Origin of the sequence: Haloferax sulfurifontis (assembly GCF_014635105.1) — an archaeon.
Lineage (GTDB): Archaea > Halobacteriota > Halobacteria > Halobacteriales > Haloferacaceae > Haloferax > Haloferax denitrificans.
The window spans coordinates 211326-228276 of the sequence record NZ_BMCI01000006.1; the positions used below are offsets into that span (position 1 = coordinate 211326).

Here is a 16951-nt window from a genome sequence, read left to right on the forward strand (position 1 = left end):
GCGGCGACTCCGGAGCGACGCCGGGGAGAGCCCGTCGCGACCGCGACCTTGACCGGACAAGTGGTTTTTAAACGACCCGATGATTTCCGGCTCTGTCGGCGTCGGTAGTATGGTATCTATTCTGCAATATCTACTCCGAATCGCTTATTTCTGGCCGTTTCGAAGCGAATACCGGCAATCTGTAGTTATTTATTTTGACATTCTCCACGAATACTTATCACTTTACTCCCACACTCGTTCGTATGGCAATCGAGCGAAACAAACGGGACCCGACGCCCGGTGACGGCGGTACCTCCCGACAGCACGACGCGTATTCCGGTCCCGGTGCCGCCGGCGCGGCGGCCGACGAGGTCCTCGACGACGTGGACGACGTCGACGACGCGACCGACGAAATCGGCACGGCGGTCGCCGAACTCTCCAACGCCTCCGAGAGCGTCGCCGTCAGCGCACAGGAGATAAGCGACCTCGCGGGCGACCAGTCGACCAACATGCAGGAGGTCGCCGGCGAGGTGTCGAACCTGAGCGCCAGCGTCGAGCAGATAGCCTCCAGCGCCGACCAGACGAAGGCGATGAGCGACCAGGCGCGCGATCTCGCCGCCGAGGGTCGAAGCTCCGCCGACAACGCCGCGGACGCGATGGAGACCGTCGACGACGTGACCACCGACGTGTACGACGAAATCACCGACCTCCGCGCGAAAGTCGACCAGATCGACAACGTCGTCGAGGTCATCAACGACATCGCCGACCAGACGAACCTGCTCGCGCTCAACGCCTCCATCGAGGCCGCCCGCGCCGGCGAGGCGGGTGCCGGCTTCGCCGTCGTCGCCGACGAGGTCAAGAGCCTCGCCGAGCAGTCCCGCGACAGCGTCTCCGAAATCGAGGCGGTCGTCGGCGACATCCAGGAGACGACCGAGACCACCGTCGGCAACATCGAGGAGGCCAACGAGGAGGTCAACGACGGCATCTCGGAGGTCAACGCGGCGGTCTCCGCGCTCCGGAACATCGACGCCGCGGTCGGCGAGGCCGCCGCCGGCGCGGAGGAGGTCGCCCGCGCGACCGACCAGCAGGCCGCGAGCACCGAGGAGGTGGCGAGCCTCGTCGACGAGACCGCTCGGGGCGCGGAGGAAGTCGCCGGCGAAATCGACCAGGTCGCCGCGGCTACCGAAGAGCAGACGGCGAACATCTCGGAGGTCGCGCTCCTCGTCGACCACATCGACGACGAGGTGGACGACCTCGAAGACGAACTCGACGCGGCCGAAGACGGGCTCCCCGCCCGGGGCGCGTAGATGTCGCTCACCGACGCGCCCGACGGCGCGCTCGCGGAGCCGACGCAGGTGCTCGAATTCGAACTCGGCGAGGAACGTTACTGCGTCGTCCTCGACGCCGTCACCGAGATTATCGACCGCAAGTCGGCGCGCTCGCTCCCGGACACGCCGCCGCACGTCGTCGGCGCGATGGACTACCGGGGCGCGACGACGATGCTCGTCGACACGGCCTCGCTCCTCGGCGTGGGCTCGAACCCCGACGCCTCCCGCGTCGTCGTCTTCGACGCCGCCGACGAGGACGCGACCGTGTTCGGCTGGCTGGTCGACGAGGTCGACCGCGTGACGGAGGTCGACCCCGAGACCGTCGACGACGCGCCGTTCGGCGACGAGCTCACCCGCGGCATCGTCAGGACCGACGACGGCCTCGTCGTCTGGGTCGACCCGCCGGTCGACGCGTAGGCCGACCGCCCCGCGGTGGCCCGACCGCTCCGTACTTTCTTGGGCGCTCCCGCGAACCACTCGGACGATGGATACGCGTCGGGACGCCGTCGACAGCTTCGATTCCTTTCGGCAGTTCATCGGACTCGAACGCGACGTGCTCGTCCTCTCGGTGGCGATGTTCGCGTTCAGCCTCTCGTTCCAGATGACCGGCCGGTACGTCCCGGAGTACCTGCGGGTGCTCGGCGCGGGCGCGACCGTCGTCGGCCTCTACGGGAGCGTCGGTAACCTCATCGGGGCCTTGTACCCGTATCCGGGCGGCGCGCTCTCCGATCGACTCGGCTCGCGCCTCTCGCTCACGCTGTTCGGAACCGTCTCCTCTGCGGGCTTTCTCTTCTGGTTCGTCGCCCCGCAAGTGCCCGAGGTGACGCTCGCGGGCGTCTCGCTCGAACCGTGGCTCTGGATTTTCGTCGGCCTCTTTCTCACGCAGGCGTGGAAGTCGTTCGGCCTCGGCGCGACGTTCGCCATCGTCAAACAGAGCGTCCCGCCGGAGCGGCTGGCGATGGGCTTCGCCAGCACCGAGATTTTCCGCCGCGTCGGCTTCCTCCTCGGGCCGCTCATCGCGGCCGCGCTGTTGGCGGCGACGGCGACGTTCGTCGAGGGCTTCCGGTACGTCCTCGTCGTCGCCGCGGCCTTCGGCATCGTCGCCACCGTCGCCCAACACGTCCTCTACGACGCGCGCGAGGACTCGCTGGGCAAGTCGTTCGAGGGGCTCGCACAGCTCCGCGACGACCTCCGGTCGCTCCCACCGACGCTTCGGCCGCTCCTCGTCGCGGACACGCTCGTCCGGTTCGCCAACGGGATGGTGTACGTCTTTTTCGTCATCGTCGTCACGGAGTTCCTCGCCGTCGGCTTCACCGGCTTCGGCGTCTCGCTCCGCCCGGACGCCTTCTTCGGCGTCCTCCTCGGCGTCGAGATGGTCGTCGCCCTCCTGACGAAGCTCCCCGTTTCGAAGCTCGCCGAGCGGACCGGACTCAAGCCGGTCGTCGGACTCGGATTCGCGGTGTACGCCGTCTTCCCGGTCCTCCTCATCTTCGCGCCGGCGGACCAGTGGGTCGTCGTCGCCCTCTTCGCCTTCTCCGGGCTTCGGTTCGCCGGCCTGCCCGCGCACAAGGCGCTCATCGTCGGCCCGGCGGAGCGCAACGCCGGCGGGAGGGTGACGGGCGCGTACTACCTCCTGCGGAACACCGTCGTCATCCCGAGCGCGGCGCTCGGCGGCTGGCTCTACGCGAGAGACCCGACGCTCGCGTTCTCGGTCGCGTCGCTCGTCGGGGCTGTCGGCGTGGCCTACTTCGCCCTGCGCGGCAAGGAGTTCGCGGCGTACGCCGGCGGGGCCTGACGCGAAACCACCGGGAGACATCCGAGATAGAGACGGCCTTCTCCGTGAATACGGCATTTAACGGCATTGTAACCCGTCTGGCTGGTGGCCGGTCGCCTCGCCGCCGACCACGCAAAGATTCAACTTGAATAACATACATCTTTGTTCATGGACATAGGGATACTCGGCGCTGGCCGACTCGGTGGGACGTTGGCCCAACTCCTCGTGGAGGCGGACCATGAGGTGGCGATAGCCAACGACAGCGGGGTCGAGTCGATGGCAGACCTCTCTGAGACGCTCGGCCCGCAACTGCGCCCGGTGGAACCGTCGCGTGCGATTCGGTTCGGCGACGTGGTCTTCCTTGCGATTCCGTTCCGAAAGCGCGACTCGCTTCCCGACGCGGACCAGTTCGCGGAGAAGGTTGTCGTCGACGCGATGAACCCCTACACGGAGAACTTCCACGTCATCGACCTCGGCGACGACACCTCTTCGGAGCTCGTCGCGACCCAACTCCCGGACGCGAAGCTGGTCAAGTCGTTCAACACCATCCACTGGGAGACGCTCCGTGACCTCGGGCACCCGGACCTCCCCGAATCGGAGCGCCTCGCGGTGTTCCTCGCCGGCGACGACTCGGACGCCAAAGCGCGCGTCGCCGGCCTCATCCGTGATATCGGTTTCGGTCCCGTCGACGTCGGCGGCCTCGTCTCCGGCGGCGAACTGCTGGAACCCGGTTCGGCGCTCTACAAGCGCGAAATCACGGTCGACGAGGCGCGAGAGACCGTCCGAACGCTTCGTGCCCGACGGGGCTGACCGTCGTCTCCACACAACCATCACGGTTTTTGATTTTGTATGTCCGGTACCAGATTGCGCTCGCGGAGTACCACGGCCGTACCCGTCCGTTTCCGTGACGTTCACGGATTACGACTGTTCACAAATAGCATGGATTTAAGGGCCACCGTCGCACACAGACGGCTGTTAAGGCACCCATGATGGCACAGACGAACGACTGGAAGGACTCGCACGTGACGTACGACGAGGCGACTGGGTCGTACCGTGTCGACCGCGATTCTTCCGAGCTTCTAAGCACGAACGTTGTATTGAGTATTGCGGCGATCGAGGGCGTCCGACCGACGCAACTCCCGCCGCTCGCACAGACCATCGACCCCGACGCCCTCGAAACGGTGTTCGGCTGTTCTGAAGACGCGATTCTTTCTTTTTCGTACGCGGGCTACCGCGTGACGCTCGACGCGCTCGGTTCTATCGAAGTGGTCCCCATCGGCGACACCCAGCCCCTCCAGTGAGGCGACGCGCCGCCTAACTATCGACCACTCTCCGCCCACTCGCCCCGTCGAGTGGCGACGCGGCGAGAACGCCGACGCGGTCCGCGGTTCGTTCGCGCTCCCAGTAGGTGCCGCCTGACTCCCCGTTCGTGACAGTAGGCCAAACATACCAAAACGTCCCGTCACCCTCTCCCACGGTATGTTCGGAACGAGTGGAATCAGAGGTCCGGTTGGCCGAACCGTGACCGCCGAACTCGCCCTTCGAATCGGCCGCGCGGTCGGCTGTGACGCCTGCACCGTCGTCGTCGGACAGGACGCGCGACTCAGCGGCGACGTCCTCGCGGACGCCGTGAGCGCCGGCGTCCGCGAGTGCGGCGCGAACGTGGTCCGACTCGGCGTCGCCTCGACTCCCACGGTCGCCCGCGCGGTCGGTTGGACCGGCGCGGACGCCGGTATCGGCATCACCGCGTCTCACAACCCCGCCTCGGACAACGGCCTGAAGCTCTGGACGCCGAGCGGCCGTGCCTTCGACAAGGCCCAGACGCGCGACATCGTCCACCGGCTCAACCGCGACGAGGTGTCGCTCGCCGCGTGGGACGAACACGGCGAAGAGCGCGAGTGGCCCGACGCCGCGGCCCGCCACGTGAGCCACCTCGTCTCGTCGTTCGACGACCTCGACGACGTGTCCGTCGCGTTCGACCTCGGCAACGGGACGGGCCGCGTCTCGGTCGACGCGCTCTACGAACTCGGGGCGACGGTCAACACAATCGACGGCCAGCAGGACGGTCGGTTCCCCGCGCGAAAGAGCGAGCCGAACGCCGAGACGCTCACGGCGCTCCGCCGGACCGTCCCCGCGCTCGGCGCGGACGTGGGCCTCGCTCACGACGGCGACGCCGACCGGCTCGTCGCCGTCGACGAGACCGGCGCGTACGTCCCCGGCGACGCACTGCTCGCGCTGTTCGCGCGGGACGCCGTCTCCCCGGGCGACGCCGTCGCCGTCCCCGTCGACACGAGCCTGCTCGTACAGGACGTGGTCGAGGCCGCCGGCGGGCGCGTCACCTACACCCCGGTCGGCGACGTCCACGTCGCCGAGGCGGTCGCCGAACCCGGCTACGTCTTCGGCGGGGAGCCCTCCGGCGCGTGGATTTGGCCCGACGAGACGCTCGCGCCCGACGGCCACTACGCGGCGCTCACGCTCGCCGACCTCGTGGCCCGCGGCGAACCGCTGTCCGAACAGGTCGCCGACCTCGGCGGGGCGGGCTACGCCACCCGCCGCGCGAGCCTCTCGTTCGACGACAAACACCAGGCGATGGACCGCATCGCCCGCGACATCCACGCCGCCTACGACGACGTCGACACCATCGACGGCATCCGCGTCGACACCGACGACGGCTGGTTCCTCGTCCGCGCCAGCGGGACCGAACCGCTGGTCCGAATCACCGCCGAAGCCCGCGACGAAGACGACGCCGACCGCCTGTTCGAGGACGTCCGCTCGCTCGTCGAGGGCGCGCGGGTCGTCGCCTGAAGCACTCGCTTTTGCGACCCATCCGCCTCCTCGTCGGAGGGTAGTTCAGTTCGCGCACGCGAGCGACCGTTCTCACGGTTTATGTACCATGACGCCCGACCCCCGCGTAGAGCGACGATGCACGACGACTCTCCGCCGGGCGACTCCCCGCCGGTCGCGCTCACGCGCCGCGCCGCGACGAAAGCCGCTTCTCTCGGCGCGCTCGCGGCCCTCGCGGGCTGTCTCGGCGGCGGTTCTCGACGGGAACGGGTGCCCGACCCGGTCGACCTCTCGGGCGGAAAGGAGGACGACCGAGGCGGGATGGTCATCGGCCTCCACGCCGGTCCGAACGGACAGATTTTCTACCGCGACAACGCCCCCGAGGGCCGCGACAACCCGGCGTGGTTCCACACGCTCGGCATGGGGCTGTTCCCGTACCACTTCGAACGTCGAGAGCTGGGCTGGGAGGCGACGGCGGTGTACGTCACCGACTACTCGACCGTCGACTACGAGCTCTCGACCGAGGACGGCGACACGTTCATCTCGACGCACACCGCCGCGGACACGTTCGGCGACGCCGCCGAGATGGCCTACGTCGTCGGAAGCGAGGTGCTCGGTGGGATGGGACGGGACCTGATTCCGTTTTCGTCAGACGCCGACGCCGACGGGTTCGTCGCCGAACACGGCGGGGAACTCGTGTCGTTCGACGACGTGACGCCCGAGTGGCTCCGTGGCTACATGCGCTCGTAGCACTCCCGTGTCGCCACTGTCGGTCGGGTAAAAACGACGAACGCTCGGCGGCGCTCAGAAGGAGTCGCCGGGGACGCGGACGCCGTCGACGTACACCGACACCGCGTCTGTCGACTGGAAGTTGGTGACGTCGCCCGCGAACTGGTAGCGCCGCGAGTCGTCGCTGACGGTCCCCTCGGCGGCGGGGCCGACCGTCCCGGTCGTGCTGAGCGCACCGTTCGGCTGGAGTGGTGAGATGGACCCGCTGACCGTCACTTCGAACGACGAGACGGAGCCGGTGCCTGCGACGACGAGCGTGTGCCCGTCGGCGTCGGCTGACTCGTCTGCCTGTTCTGTCGCCGAGCCGACCCCAGAGAACCCCGCGAGCGCACCGGCGGCCGATACCGACCCGCACAGCGCGAGGTACTTGCGTCTACCGACGTCGTCGTCAGTCGTCGTCTCTGGGTCCTGCCCGGTGGACCGTTCTCTTACCATGTCTCAGGGGTTGCGGATTATCCCCATAAATGTTGCGATAATTACATTAGTAGGAATACATGAATGTCTATCGATGATATTATTGCCGCCGTTACTGTTCGAATTCTCGACGAGTCCCCGTCGTTCAGTGAACGCACAAAAACGCAAGACAGCACCTACTTATTCTCGAATTAATCCGTTTCTTATGGGCGCATTAATCTCGGGTTCGAAGCGCCGACTCGACTATCTTGAATCTGATATTTTTGACGACTCTTGAGTGTACCGACATCTGATATGATTCCCGACGGTGTGCGCCGCGACCCTCCTGTCCACGGCCCACACGTCGGCTCATGCTTCGAAACCCGGCCGGACCAGACGGGGCGCTCGGTGCCGAGCGCGGTCGGCTTCCGGTTCAGCGCCGATGCGGTCGCTCGGGTCGAATCGTCGGCGGAAGGAGGAGGGGCCGAACGAGACCGCGGGGACCGATGCGGCCACCAGCGACGAGTCGTTCTCGCCTTCGGCTTTCCCGGGGCGAGCGTCCCACTCGCGCCCGCGGGGTGTTCGAACGGACGATGCGTCTCTCCGTCAGAGTGATGCTATCCGAGGAACTCGACGCGCCGGTCTTCCCACTCTCGGCGTTCGACGATGGATTCGCGGCCCTTTTCGGACATCTCGTAGAAGTTCGTTCGACGGTCGTGTTGTCCCTTGTTGACGTACCCCTGTTCGACGAGGGCGTCGAGGTTCGGGTAGAGGCGACCGTGATTCACCTCCCCGACGTCTTTGCTGATCATCTCTTTAATCTCCTGCCCGGACGGGCGCTCTGCCCCGGCGATCACGTACAGCAGGTCGCGCTGGAAGCCAGTCAGTTCGAACATGTAGTCTCGAATCTAAGTATCGCCGTCATCGGGTATTGTTAGCCACCTCTATACTGGACAATTGGGTTCCTTACCGCCGTTGCCGCGAGTTTGCTCCCGTTTCGCCCCGAGGGTTTTTCTCGAAACTGCTGAGATGTGGAATCATCTCTGAGACCGAGATAACCCCCTCCCGCTGACGGTCTGTGCCCCGGTGACAATCGCGTGAAGATGAGCTTAATATCCGGTAGCGACCGACTCGGTGCCTCCCGGAAACGTCACGATAACAAAGGTCGGGTGTGGTGTAGTACGACCCAACCGGGTCGGGTCCCTCTTTCACACCGCGTGCGGGACCACCCCCGCACACGACGATGACAACGCTATCAAAAGACGAGCTATTCCGAATCCTCAGCAACTCCCGGCGGAGGCAGATTCTCTACTTCCTCCATCGGGCGGGCGAGGCGATCTCGCTGAAAGAACTCGCGGCGATGGTCGCCGCGCGGGAGAACGGAACGGCGGTCGAGGACGTGACCGACGAAGAGCGACAGCGGGTGTACATCTCGCTGTACCAGACGCATCTCCCGAAACTCGAGAGCGCCGGACTGGTCGATTACGACGACGAAGAGCGGTCCGTCGAGCTCGTTTCGAACGTCGCAAAGCGGGGGTTCTTCTGGATGCAATCCGAGACGAACGAGCCGTGGAGCCGGTATTACGCGCTCCTCGGCGCGCTCAGTTGGGCGCTCATTCTCGGCCTGTGGGCGGGCCTCCCCGGGTTCGCGCTCGTCTCGTGGAGCGCCGTCGCGGTGTTCGTCTCCGCGGCGCTCCTCGTGTTGGTGTTCGCGCAGTACCGCTCCGAGCGGCGGGCGGGGACATCGGCCGACGCCTTCGAAGCGCTCGTGGAATAACCGCGGAATAATTCGTCTCCTCGCGGCCGTCGCAAACACCCGCTCCGAAGCGCTCGCGTATTCTCAACGGATGCTACTGCTGAATCGACGTATCCGTGAACCTAACTACCAACTGTGTTTTATATATTTCTCAGAACCGAGATAAATGAGAGTGAAAACGGCGTCCCTCGCGGCTCTCTGGTAGGATTCTCTTACTGTCGGAACTATTGAAAGTCTGAGTTAGTATAGATTGTTACAGTCACTTTACTCGCAGATTTTGCAACCCTAACAGTCGGAGAAATCAGAGTGTGGGATTGTCAGACAAGTATATATCCTCGCTTAACCTATTAGCTCACTGACCCTCTGTATCTGGGGCGCGCTTGGTGGGGCGCATCCAAAGGTTGTGGTCTGTGCAAACGCCTCGTGGTCTTCCCTCTCGACCGACCACGTGACACGGTAGCACCCGACCACACAGTGGGGGAGGAAGGAACAATGGTTACCGATTCACTACAAGCCGATACCGGCGTTGTCGACCAGACGACGAATGAACAGCCCGCGGAGACGACTGGTGGGTCTCACGCGCTCGCAGAACAGCAACAACAACCCGAAATCGAAGCGCTCTCGAAGGACGTCGTCTTCGAGATTCTGAAGAACCAACGCCGGCGCGACGCGCTCCGGTACCTCAAGGAGAACGACGGCGAGGCGAAGCTCGGCGACATGGCCGAGTTCATCGCCGCGAAGGAAAACGGCATCGAGATCAAGGCGCTGTCGTCGAGTCAACGAAAGCGCGTGTACATCGGTCTGTACCAGTGTCACCTGCCGAAGATGGACTCGGCGGGCATCGTCGACTTCGAGAAGAACCGCGGTGACATCACGCTTCTCGACACCGCGAAACAGCTCGACCAGTACCTCGACGGCGACATCGTCAGCACCGAGGACGACGAGCAGTCGGCGTCGCTCGCCGCGTCGCCGAAGCGGAACCTCGCTATCGCCGCCGGCGTGGCCGCGACCGTCTCCGCCGGACTGCTCGGCGTCCCCGGACTCGAACAGGTCCCGGCCGCCGGCTGGGCCGTGTTGAGCACCGCGACGCTCATGGCCATCACCGCGATGGAGTCGTACAAGAACCGCCTCGACCTCTGAGTCGGTCGGTTCTCACGCGTCCGCGACGATACCGATTTCCAACGACTGCACCCGGATTTTACTTCGCTCCGCTTTCGAACAGCCGCGGCATTCGGTCCCTCCCTTCTTTCCGCCCGCCGACATCTGCTCTCCTCGACTCCTCCACCGAGGTCAACTCTCCTCGACTCCTCCACCGAGGTCCGTTCTCACCCCGCGGTGTGGTTCGCAGTCCGTGCGACCGACGCGGCGGCTCGCCGCGCCGCGACACTGTCGGGGGAGCGCCCCCAGATTAGGCGCGTCCGAACCGTCTACTCCGCCGATTTCGGACTGCGGTCTCCGCTTGCAACAGTCTCACACGCGACCCTAACGCGAGACCGGTTCGGGGAACGCGCTGTATAACAATCCCCGTCGCCCTCCCTGTTTCCTTCATGACTTACATACCGTCACGGTCACGTTCCGAACGCCTGTCGCTCGCGGGAGGGCGCGAATGAACGACCGCATCACCGAGGCGGTCGTCCTCGCGGGCGGAGAGGGGCGACGGCTTCGCCCGCTCACCACCTTCCAACCGAAGCCGATGCTCCCGGTCGCCAACCGGCCGGTCGTCGAGTACGTCCTCGACGCGCTGTTCGAGTCGGGCATCGAGCGCGCGGTCGTCGTCGTCGGCCACCGCGCCGACCGCATCCAGTCGCACCTCTCTGCGACGTACCCCGACGCGAACATCGAGTTCGTCCACCAGGACGCCCGACTCGGAAGCGGGCACGCGCTCCTCCTCGCCGAGGAACTCGTCTCCGGCCCGTTCGTCGTCTGCAACGGCGACAACGTCATCGACGCCGACATCGTCACGACAGTGCTCGAACGCTTCTCGACGACCGACTCGGTGGCGACCGTCGCGGTCGCCGAGTCGGACACGCCCGAGGAGTACGGCGTCGTCGTCGAGGACAACGGCCGCATCGCCGACATCGACGAACACGCCGTCGACAGCGAGGGCTACCTCGTCAACGCGGGCGTCTACGTCTTCGACGACGCGGTGTTCGAGGCGCTCCGGCTCACCCCGCCGCACGACGGCGAGACGCGGCTTCCCGACGTGATTCACTACCTCGACGGGAACGTCACGTCCGTCCTCGTCAACGGCGGCTGGCTCGACCCCTCGCACCCGTGGGGACTCCTCTCCGTGACGGAGACGCTCCTCGCGCGCAGGCACGGCTCGGCCGTCGCCGGTTCGGCGCGAATCCACGAGCGCGCGGTCGTCGGCGACCACGTGGTCGTCGGCGACGACTGCGACGTGGGGCCGGGCGCGGTCATCAGCGCCGGCTCGTGCCTCCAGAACAACGTCTCGGTCGGCGCGAACAGCGTCATCGAGCGCTCCATCCTCTCGACCGACGCGCGGGTCGGCGCGGGCGTCGTCCTCCGGGACTCCGTCGTCGGCCCCGGCGCGACCGTCGGCGACGGCGTCGTCTCACCCGGCGGCCGGGCGGACGTCATCCTCGAAGGCCGGCTGTACACCGACCGCCGCCTCGGGAGCATCATCGGCGACCGCGCCGAGGTGGGCGCGAACGTGACGCTCACGGCGGGCAGTCGCGTCGGCGCTGAGGCCGTCGTCGGGGCCGGCACGGTCTTACACGGCGACGTCCGCGAGCGCGTGGAGGTGACCCACTGATGTGCGGAATCACCGCCTGCATCGGCGCGGACAACTCGGTCGATTCGCTCGTCGAGGGACTCCAGCGGCTGGAGTACCGCGGCTACGACTCGGCCGGTATCGCCGTGAAAAACGGGTCGGGCATCTCGCTGACGAAGCGCGTCGGCGAGGTCTCCGAACTCGTCGCGGCCGTCGAGCGGGACCCCATCGCCGGCGACTACGGCATCGGTCACACCCGCTGGGCGACCCACGGCGGCGTCACCGACGGCAACGCCCACCCCCACACCGACGAGTCGGGCCGTATCGCCGTCGTCCACAACGGCATCATCTCGAACTTCCAGTCGCTCCGGAGCGACCTCGAAGCCCGCGGTCACGTCTTCAGTAGCGAGACCGACACCGAGGTCGTCCCGCACCTCATCGAGGAGAACCTCCGCGACGGCGCGACCCCCGAGGAGGCCTTCCGCGCCGCGGTCGGCAGTCTCTCGGGGAGCTACGCCCTCGCGGCCATCATCGGCGACGAGGAGGCCATCTTCGCGACCCGCTCGGGGTCGCCGTTGGTCCTCGGCGTCGGCGACGGCGAGTACTACCTCGCCAGCGACGTGCCCGCGTTCATCCAGCACACGGCGCGCGTCGTCTACCTCCACGACGGTGACTTCGTCGTCACTCGCTCGGACGGCTACGAAATCACGGACTCGGCCGGCCGCGCGGTCGACCGCCCCGTCGAACGCGTCGAGTGGGACCCCGAGACGGCGACGAAGGGCGGCTACGAGCACTACATGTACAAGGAGATTCACGAACAGCCCGGCGCGCTCCGGCGGACCACCCAGAGCCGGCTGAACACCCACGCCGGCGGCGTCGAATTAGAGGAGTTCCCGCCGGAGTCGTTCGCCGACGTGAAGCAGGTCCACCTCCTCGCCATGGGCACCTCGCACCACGCCGGGATGTACGCGGCGTCGTTGCTCAACTCCCGGGGCATCCCCGCCTACGCGTTCATGGCCGGCGAGTACTCGGTCATCAAGCCGCCGGTGACGCCGGACACGCTCGTCGTCGCGGTCAGCCAGTCGGGCGAGACCGCAGACACCCTCGACGCGGTGCGCCGCGCCCGCGCCGCCGGCGCGCGGACCCTCGCGGTCACGAACGTCGTCGGCTCGTCGATAACCCGCGAGTGCGACGACGAACTGCTCATCCGCGCCGGCCCGGAAATCGGCGTCGCGGCCACCAAGACGTTCTCGTCGCAGGTGACGGCGCTGACGCTCCTCACCGAGCGCCTCGTTGAGGACGTGACCGGCGCGAAGTCGCCCGAAGCGCGCACCCTGATGGAGGCGCTGTCGCGGCTCCCGGGCGACGTACAGGAGGTGCTCGACACCTCGATGGCCCGCGAAATCGCCATCGAGTACGAGGGGAGCGACGCCTACTTCTTCATCGGCCGCGGGGTCGCCCACCCCGTCGCCCTCGAAGGCGCGCTGAAGTTCAAGGAGATATCCTACGAGCACGCCGAGGGCTTCGCCGCCTCGGAGCTCAAACACGGCCCGCTGGCGCTCGTCACACCCTTGTCGCCCGTGTTCGCCATCTTCACCGGCCACGAGGACGAGGCGACGCTGAGCAACGTCAAAGAGGTGCAGGCCCGCGGCGCGCCGGTCATCGCCATCACGAGCGACCGCACCGGCGAGGTGACCGAGTTCGCGGACCACGTGCTCAGGATTCCGGACACCCATCCCGACATCGCCGGCGTCCTCGCCAACGTCCAGCTCCAGCTCGTCGCGTACCACGCGGCGGACCTGCTCGAACGACCCATCGACAAGCCGCGCAACCTCGCCAAGTGCGTCACCGTCGAGTGAGCGTGAGCGAGCGCCGCGGTGGGTCTCACCGCCGCGTTCCGACGTTTCGCACCCGTTAATTCGCCGCAGTCGTTCGGTTTCGGTCCGAGGGCCGCCGTTTTTCAGGGATTCGAGACTGTTCGGAGGTAATCGAAGATTATCTCGATTGTAGGCACCGATTACATATTACCCGCCCGCGTCAGGTAACACGCGATGACCCGACGCGACCTCGTGGACGACGTTCTCTCGGCCTCGGACGAGCCTCCCGGACCGCTGACCGACGAGAGCGCCGCCGCCGAGACGACGGACGAGACCGATATCCCCCCGGAGTCGTCCGACGACGACCTCCTCGACGCGCTCGGAGACGACGTCTCCCGGGACGTACTGCTGGCGTGCAACCGCGCGCCGATGACCGCCGAGGAGCTCGCCGAGACCTGCGACGTCTCCGAATCGACCATCTACCGCCGGCTCGAAACGCTGTCGAGCCTCGGGCTGGTCGAACGGACCCAGCGGGTCGACGCGCCGAGCAAGACGTGCTACGAGACGGCCGTCGACGGGCTCTCGATTCACCTCGGCGACAGCCTCCGCGTCGAGGCGGGGTCGAGCAACTACGTCGTCGACGCGATGCGCACGCTTCTGGCCGCCATCGACGTCCAACAGCTCGCGTACGACCGCGAGCAAAACAGCGTGGACGTTCGGTTCCGACTGGCTCCGCACCTGCTCGACTCGCTCGTGGAACTGTACGTCAGAGACACGAGCTCCCGCGAGAAGTAGTCCGTCGGCCGTCGATTCGGTGGCGCTCGTCGCGCCGTCTCACCGCCGCCACGACCCGTCGACTTCGCCGAGGACGAGCGCGAGCGCGTCTCTTGCGCGGCCGACCGCGATGAGTTCGCGCGCGGTCGCGGCGGTGAGGGGACCGATGGACTGCGAGGACGCGAGCCCCTCGACGATGTCGGGCACCTCGGTGGCGAACCACGAACTGGCGTCAGTCCCGGATTCGTCGTCGACCCCCGCGGACGACCGAGAGTGGGGTGCGTCGGAAATCATACTGAATGTACACGCTCGCGGGGCATAGTTAGGAATCTGAACACCTTCGGTAACGACCTCCTTACTCGTCGGAGTCTCGGGGTTACGAGCCGATTGCCGGCTCTCTCATACCACATTATTGCAAAGAATAATAACCCGCTGGAGCGTTCCGTGTAACCGGTAATGTCTCTCAGCGAACTCATTTCCGGCGTCGCCGCCGCGGAGCGAACGCTGACGGTGTTCAATCCGACGCCCGGCGTCGCCGAGCGACTCGCCGAGCACTTCGCGGACCGAAACGTCTCGGTGGAGTCTGCGAGTTCCGACGAGGGTCCCTCGAACTACGCGGTGTTGGGTACCGGCGACACGTTCCACACGGCCGTCTCGATAGACGACCTCCTCAGACGTCCCGAGGACGTCGAACCGGGCTTCGAACGCGACTCGTACGCGCCGATTCTCGACCATCTCGACGAGACGCTGTTTACCTCCTACGACCGCCGGCAGATGCTCAACGCCACCCGCGAAATCGAAGACCGCGCGTGGCGCGTCGGCGCGGGCGAACTCCACTCGGGCTTTCAGTCCGGCGGGAACCTCCGCCCGCAACTCGCCGCGTACCGCCGCCTCGGCGGCCGCGACGACCTCTCGGTCCACGCGTACATCTATCCGAACGGCGAGGTCCCGCAGGCGGACCAGTTCCAACTCCACCTCGCGCGCACCGACGAGATTCGCCGCTCCTGGTTCGTCGCCTACGACGGCAACGGCGTCGGCGACTACAAGTGCGCGCTCGTCGCCGAGGAGCCCGAACCGGGGTTCGGCTTCACCGGCTTCTGGACGTACGACCCCTCGACGGTCGACTACATCGTCAACCACCTCGTCTCGTCGTACTCGATTATCGAACCCGATGGCTCGGGCGACGACGCGGACGGCCGCCGCCGGATGACCGTCCGACCGAAAGGCTGTCGCTGACGCGGCTCTCCTCGTCGGCGCGCCGCTCGCAGAATCAATTCGGAGAACCGGGCGCGAATACTTAGGAACGCCCGCCCGGAACCGTGCGGTATGGTTGACGGAATCCTCCTCGACGCCTCGCACCTGAAGGGCAAAGTCAAGGGCGGCCGCGCCGGGGCCGAAATCGCCGGGATGAGCTACATCGGCTACGAACTCGCGGTCACGGAGCGGAGCATCCACGTCTACGGCGACCACTGTAACGCCGACATCCAAGACGAGGAGTACCGCTATCTCGTCGTCCCCCTCGACTCGGTCCGGGGCATCGAACTGAAGGACCTGTCTGACCGCGGTCGGTGCCTGCAGATTCACGCACTCGACGACGAGGTGGTGCTGTTCTCGGAGAACCAGACGAGCCTCTCGAAGAACCTCAAGCGCGTGTTCCTCCTCCTCTCGCGTCTCCTCGCCTGAGCGGACCGGCGCTCAGGTCGGCGACTGGTCGGCCGGTCGGTCCGTCGGCCCGGATCCGAATCAGGTAACGTTTCGAAAGCAGGTGTACTAACCGAACCGCTAAAGAGGGGCGGAGCCGATATGGGGGTATGGCCACGGATATGAACCTCGACGACGCCCCCTGTCCCATCATCGACTCGCTGAAGCAGATCGGGTCACAGTGGCGTCTCATCGTCCTCCACGACCTCCAAGACGGTGAAAAGCGGTTCAACGAGCTGAAGCGCTCGACCGGCGCGAGTTCGCGGACGCTCTCTCGCGTCCTCGACGACCTGCAGGAACACGGCTTCGTCGACCGCCGGATGGAAGAGGACGCGCCGGTCGCGACGTACTACTCGCTGACCGACAAGGGCGTCTCGCTGTGCCCGGTGTTCGACGAGATACAGGAGTGGGCCACCGAGTGGCTCGACGCTGAACACGACGAGGACGCGGCCGAGGCCGAGACGGTGCAGTCGACGGTCTGAACGCGCTCTACGGTGCGGTGCCGCGCTACGCTTCGAGCGGGTCGCCGTCCGCCGTCTCGACGATTTCCGCGTGGACGTCCGCGACGGTGACCGAGTCGAGTTCGTCGAGCATCGCCTGAATCGCCGGTTCGAGCAGTTCGACGAGCACCGGCTGGATGTGTTCGCCGACGGTGCACTCGTCGTTCGGTTCGTTCGTGTGGAAACAGAACGGCTCGGCGTCCTCCACCGCCTCGTAGATGTCGCGAAGCGTGATGGCGTCCGGCTCGCGGGACAGCGTGAAGCCGCCGGTCGGGCCGCGCTTGGAATCGACGAGGCCCGCCTCGCGGAGCGAACACAGGAGCTGACGGATGACCACCGGGTTCGTGTTGACGCTCCACGCGAGACGGTCGGAAGACAGCCGCTCGTCGCTCTGCACCGCCAAGTGAGTCAACACGTGCGTCGCGACGACGAATCGGCTGCTGTTCGACATACACGTTCTTTGGTGCTACGGGCATTTTAGATTTCACGGTGATGCGCCGATTTCGCCGGATTCCCGCGGAACTGCCGTTTTTCAACTCCCGGCTCGGAACGGGGGTTCGGTGTCCGAATCAGATGGCGAGAACCGACCGGATGGGGTTCGGAACGGCCGAAAAGTAGACTC

The 16951-nt window shown here is 66.2% G+C and carries 19 protein-coding genes; 15 read left to right on the top strand and 4 right to left on the bottom strand.

Features of this window, described 5'->3' with window-relative positions; translation table 11 throughout:
* The first annotated feature begins 242 nt into the window (after positions 1 to 242).
* The 7 genes from IEV64_RS16345 (at position 243) to IEV64_RS16375 (ending at position 6615) form a co-directional block, all read left to right on the top strand.
* Positions 243 to 1286, top strand: a complete 1044-nt coding sequence (locus IEV64_RS16345; protein ID WP_188424507.1) for a methyl-accepting chemotaxis protein — start codon at positions 243 to 245, stop codon at positions 1284 to 1286.
* The gene (locus tag IEV64_RS16350) at positions 1287 to 1724 is read left to right on the top strand and encodes a chemotaxis protein CheW (protein WP_188424508.1); all 438 of its coding nucleotides are present in this window, start codon (positions 1287 to 1289) and stop codon (positions 1722 to 1724) included.
* A 67-nt stretch (positions 1725 to 1791) separates the two neighbouring features.
* The gene (locus IEV64_RS16355) at positions 1792 to 3102 is read left to right on the top strand and encodes an MFS transporter (RefSeq protein WP_007276251.1); all 1311 of its coding nucleotides are present in this window, start codon (positions 1792 to 1794) and stop codon (positions 3100 to 3102) included.
* Positions 3103 to 3249: 147 nt separating this feature from the next.
* The gene (locus tag IEV64_RS16360; RefSeq protein ID WP_188424510.1) at positions 3250 to 3891 is read left to right on the top strand and encodes an NADPH-dependent F420 reductase; all 642 of its coding nucleotides are present in this window, start codon (positions 3250 to 3252) and stop codon (positions 3889 to 3891) included.
* 176 nt (positions 3892 to 4067) lie between these two features.
* The gene (gene ddfA / locus IEV64_RS16365; protein WP_007276252.1) at positions 4068 to 4382 is read left to right on the top strand and encodes a DdfA family disk-determining factor; all 315 of its coding nucleotides are present in this window, start codon (positions 4068 to 4070) and stop codon (positions 4380 to 4382) included.
* Between the two features lie 178 nt (positions 4383 to 4560).
* Complete coding sequence (gene glmM, locus IEV64_RS16370) at positions 4561 to 5886, top strand: phosphoglucosamine mutase (RefSeq protein WP_049920677.1); 1326 nt, start codon at positions 4561 to 4563, stop codon at positions 5884 to 5886.
* Positions 5887 to 6003: 117 nt separating this feature from the next.
* On the top strand, positions 6004 to 6615 hold the full coding sequence (locus IEV64_RS16375) for a nitrous oxide reductase accessory protein NosL (RefSeq protein WP_007276254.1): 612 nt from the start codon (positions 6004 to 6006) through the stop codon (positions 6613 to 6615).
* Positions 6616 to 6669: 54 nt separating this feature from the next.
* Here IEV64_RS16375 and IEV64_RS16380 read toward each other — a convergent pair whose 3' ends face one another.
* Positions 6670 to 7089, bottom strand: a complete 420-nt coding sequence (locus IEV64_RS16380) for a hypothetical protein (protein WP_007276255.1) — start codon at positions 7087 to 7089, stop codon at positions 6670 to 6672.
* 575 nt (positions 7090 to 7664) lie between these two features.
* Positions 7665 to 7943 carry a PadR family transcriptional regulator gene (locus tag IEV64_RS16385; protein WP_004967808.1) on the bottom strand — a complete coding sequence of 93 codons (279 nt, stop codon included), beginning with the start codon at positions 7941 to 7943 and terminating at the stop codon, positions 7665 to 7667.
* A gap of 347 nt (positions 7944 to 8290) precedes the next feature.
* Between IEV64_RS16385 and IEV64_RS16390 the strand changes: the two genes are divergently transcribed.
* From IEV64_RS16390 to IEV64_RS16410, 5 genes are all read left to right on the top strand, one after another.
* Complete coding sequence (locus tag IEV64_RS16390) at positions 8291 to 8824, top strand: DUF7344 domain-containing protein (protein WP_007276256.1); 534 nt, start codon at positions 8291 to 8293, stop codon at positions 8822 to 8824.
* A gap of 471 nt (positions 8825 to 9295) precedes the next feature.
* Positions 9296 to 9943 (top strand): DUF7344 domain-containing protein, encoded by a 648-nt coding sequence (locus tag IEV64_RS16395; protein ID WP_089781242.1) that lies wholly within the window; start codon positions 9296 to 9298, stop codon positions 9941 to 9943.
* A 466-nt stretch (positions 9944 to 10409) separates the two neighbouring features.
* Positions 10410 to 11579, top strand: coding sequence for a sugar phosphate nucleotidyltransferase (locus tag IEV64_RS16400; RefSeq protein WP_004967814.1), 1170 nt, complete (start codon positions 10410 to 10412; stop codon positions 11577 to 11579).
* Positions 11579 to 13396 (top strand): glutamine--fructose-6-phosphate transaminase (isomerizing), encoded by a 1818-nt coding sequence (gene glmS / locus IEV64_RS16405; RefSeq protein WP_007276258.1) that lies wholly within the window; start codon positions 11579 to 11581, stop codon positions 13394 to 13396. The genes IEV64_RS16400 and glmS overlap by 1 nt, the downstream gene beginning before the upstream one ends.
* Before the next feature lie 192 nt (positions 13397 to 13588).
* Complete coding sequence (locus IEV64_RS16410) at positions 13589 to 14149, top strand: helix-turn-helix domain-containing protein (RefSeq protein WP_004967816.1); 561 nt, start codon at positions 13589 to 13591, stop codon at positions 14147 to 14149.
* 39 nt (positions 14150 to 14188) lie between these two features.
* Here the strand turns inward: IEV64_RS16410 and IEV64_RS16415 are convergent, their stop codons facing one another.
* A complete protein-coding gene (locus tag IEV64_RS16415) occupies positions 14189 to 14422 on the bottom strand; it encodes a hypothetical protein (protein ID WP_004967817.1) in 234 nt (77 codons plus the stop codon).
* Positions 14423 to 14584: 162 nt separating this feature from the next.
* On the opposite strand from IEV64_RS16415, the gene IEV64_RS16420 reads away from it, so the two are divergent.
* The 3 genes from IEV64_RS16420 (at position 14585) to IEV64_RS16430 (ending at position 16311) form a co-directional block, all read left to right on the top strand.
* Positions 14585 to 15364: a DICT sensory domain-containing protein gene (locus IEV64_RS16420; RefSeq protein WP_188424512.1), complete on the top strand. Its 780-nt coding sequence runs from the start codon at positions 14585 to 14587 to the stop codon at positions 15362 to 15364.
* A 90-nt stretch (positions 15365 to 15454) separates the two neighbouring features.
* Positions 15455 to 15811, top strand: a complete 357-nt coding sequence (locus tag IEV64_RS16425; RefSeq protein ID WP_004967819.1) for a hypothetical protein — start codon at positions 15455 to 15457, stop codon at positions 15809 to 15811.
* Between the two features lie 128 nt (positions 15812 to 15939).
* Positions 15940 to 16311, top strand: a complete 372-nt coding sequence (locus IEV64_RS16430) for a winged helix-turn-helix transcriptional regulator (protein WP_049917703.1) — start codon at positions 15940 to 15942, stop codon at positions 16309 to 16311.
* 25 nt (positions 16312 to 16336) lie between these two features.
* Here IEV64_RS16430 and IEV64_RS16435 read toward each other — a convergent pair whose 3' ends face one another.
* Entirely contained in the window at positions 16337 to 16780 is a 444-nt protein-coding gene (locus IEV64_RS16435) for an Rrf2 family transcriptional regulator (RefSeq protein WP_007276261.1), read from the bottom strand.
* Positions 16781 to 16951 lie beyond the last annotated feature (171 nt).

Excerpts from the sequence above, each read along its gene's own strand:
- IEV64_RS16345 (WP_188424507.1), top strand. The coding sequence starts at position 243 with ATGGCAATCGAGCGAAACAAACGGGACCCGACGCCCGGTGACGGCGGT.
- IEV64_RS16350 (WP_188424508.1), top strand. The coding sequence starts at position 1,287 with ATGTCGCTCACCGACGCGCCCGACGGCGCGCTCGCGGAGCCGACGCAG.
- IEV64_RS16355 (WP_007276251.1), top strand. The coding sequence starts at position 1,792 with ATGGATACGCGTCGGGACGCCGTCGACAGCTTCGATTCCTTTCGGCAG.
- IEV64_RS16360 (WP_188424510.1), top strand. The coding sequence starts at position 3,250 with ATGGACATAGGGATACTCGGCGCTGGCCGACTCGGTGGGACGTTGGCC.
- ddfA (WP_007276252.1), top strand. The coding sequence starts at position 4,068 with ATGATGGCACAGACGAACGACTGGAAGGACTCGCACGTGACGTACGAC.
- glmM (WP_049920677.1), top strand. The coding sequence starts at position 4,561 with ATGTTCGGAACGAGTGGAATCAGAGGTCCGGTTGGCCGAACCGTGACC.
- IEV64_RS16375 (WP_007276254.1), top strand. The coding sequence starts at position 6,004 with ATGCACGACGACTCTCCGCCGGGCGACTCCCCGCCGGTCGCGCTCACG.
- IEV64_RS16380 (WP_007276255.1), bottom strand. The coding sequence starts at position 7,089 with ATGGTAAGAGAACGGTCCACCGGGCAGGACCCAGAGACGACGACTGAC.
- IEV64_RS16385 (WP_004967808.1), bottom strand. The coding sequence starts at position 7,943 with ATGTTCGAACTGACTGGCTTCCAGCGCGACCTGCTGTACGTGATCGCC.
- IEV64_RS16390 (WP_007276256.1), top strand. The coding sequence starts at position 8,291 with ATGACAACGCTATCAAAAGACGAGCTATTCCGAATCCTCAGCAACTCC.
- IEV64_RS16395 (WP_089781242.1), top strand. The coding sequence starts at position 9,296 with ATGGTTACCGATTCACTACAAGCCGATACCGGCGTTGTCGACCAGACG.
- IEV64_RS16400 (WP_004967814.1), top strand. The coding sequence starts at position 10,410 with ATGAACGACCGCATCACCGAGGCGGTCGTCCTCGCGGGCGGAGAGGGG.
- glmS (WP_007276258.1), top strand. The coding sequence starts at position 11,579 with ATGTGCGGAATCACCGCCTGCATCGGCGCGGACAACTCGGTCGATTCG.
- IEV64_RS16410 (WP_004967816.1), top strand. The coding sequence starts at position 13,589 with ATGACCCGACGCGACCTCGTGGACGACGTTCTCTCGGCCTCGGACGAG.
- IEV64_RS16415 (WP_004967817.1), bottom strand. The coding sequence starts at position 14,422 with ATGATTTCCGACGCACCCCACTCTCGGTCGTCCGCGGGGGTCGACGAC.
- IEV64_RS16420 (WP_188424512.1), top strand. The coding sequence starts at position 14,585 with ATGTCTCTCAGCGAACTCATTTCCGGCGTCGCCGCCGCGGAGCGAACG.
- IEV64_RS16425 (WP_004967819.1), top strand. The coding sequence starts at position 15,455 with ATGGTTGACGGAATCCTCCTCGACGCCTCGCACCTGAAGGGCAAAGTC.
- IEV64_RS16430 (WP_049917703.1), top strand. The coding sequence starts at position 15,940 with ATGGCCACGGATATGAACCTCGACGACGCCCCCTGTCCCATCATCGAC.
- IEV64_RS16435 (WP_007276261.1), bottom strand. The coding sequence starts at position 16,780 with ATGTCGAACAGCAGCCGATTCGTCGTCGCGACGCACGTGTTGACTCAC.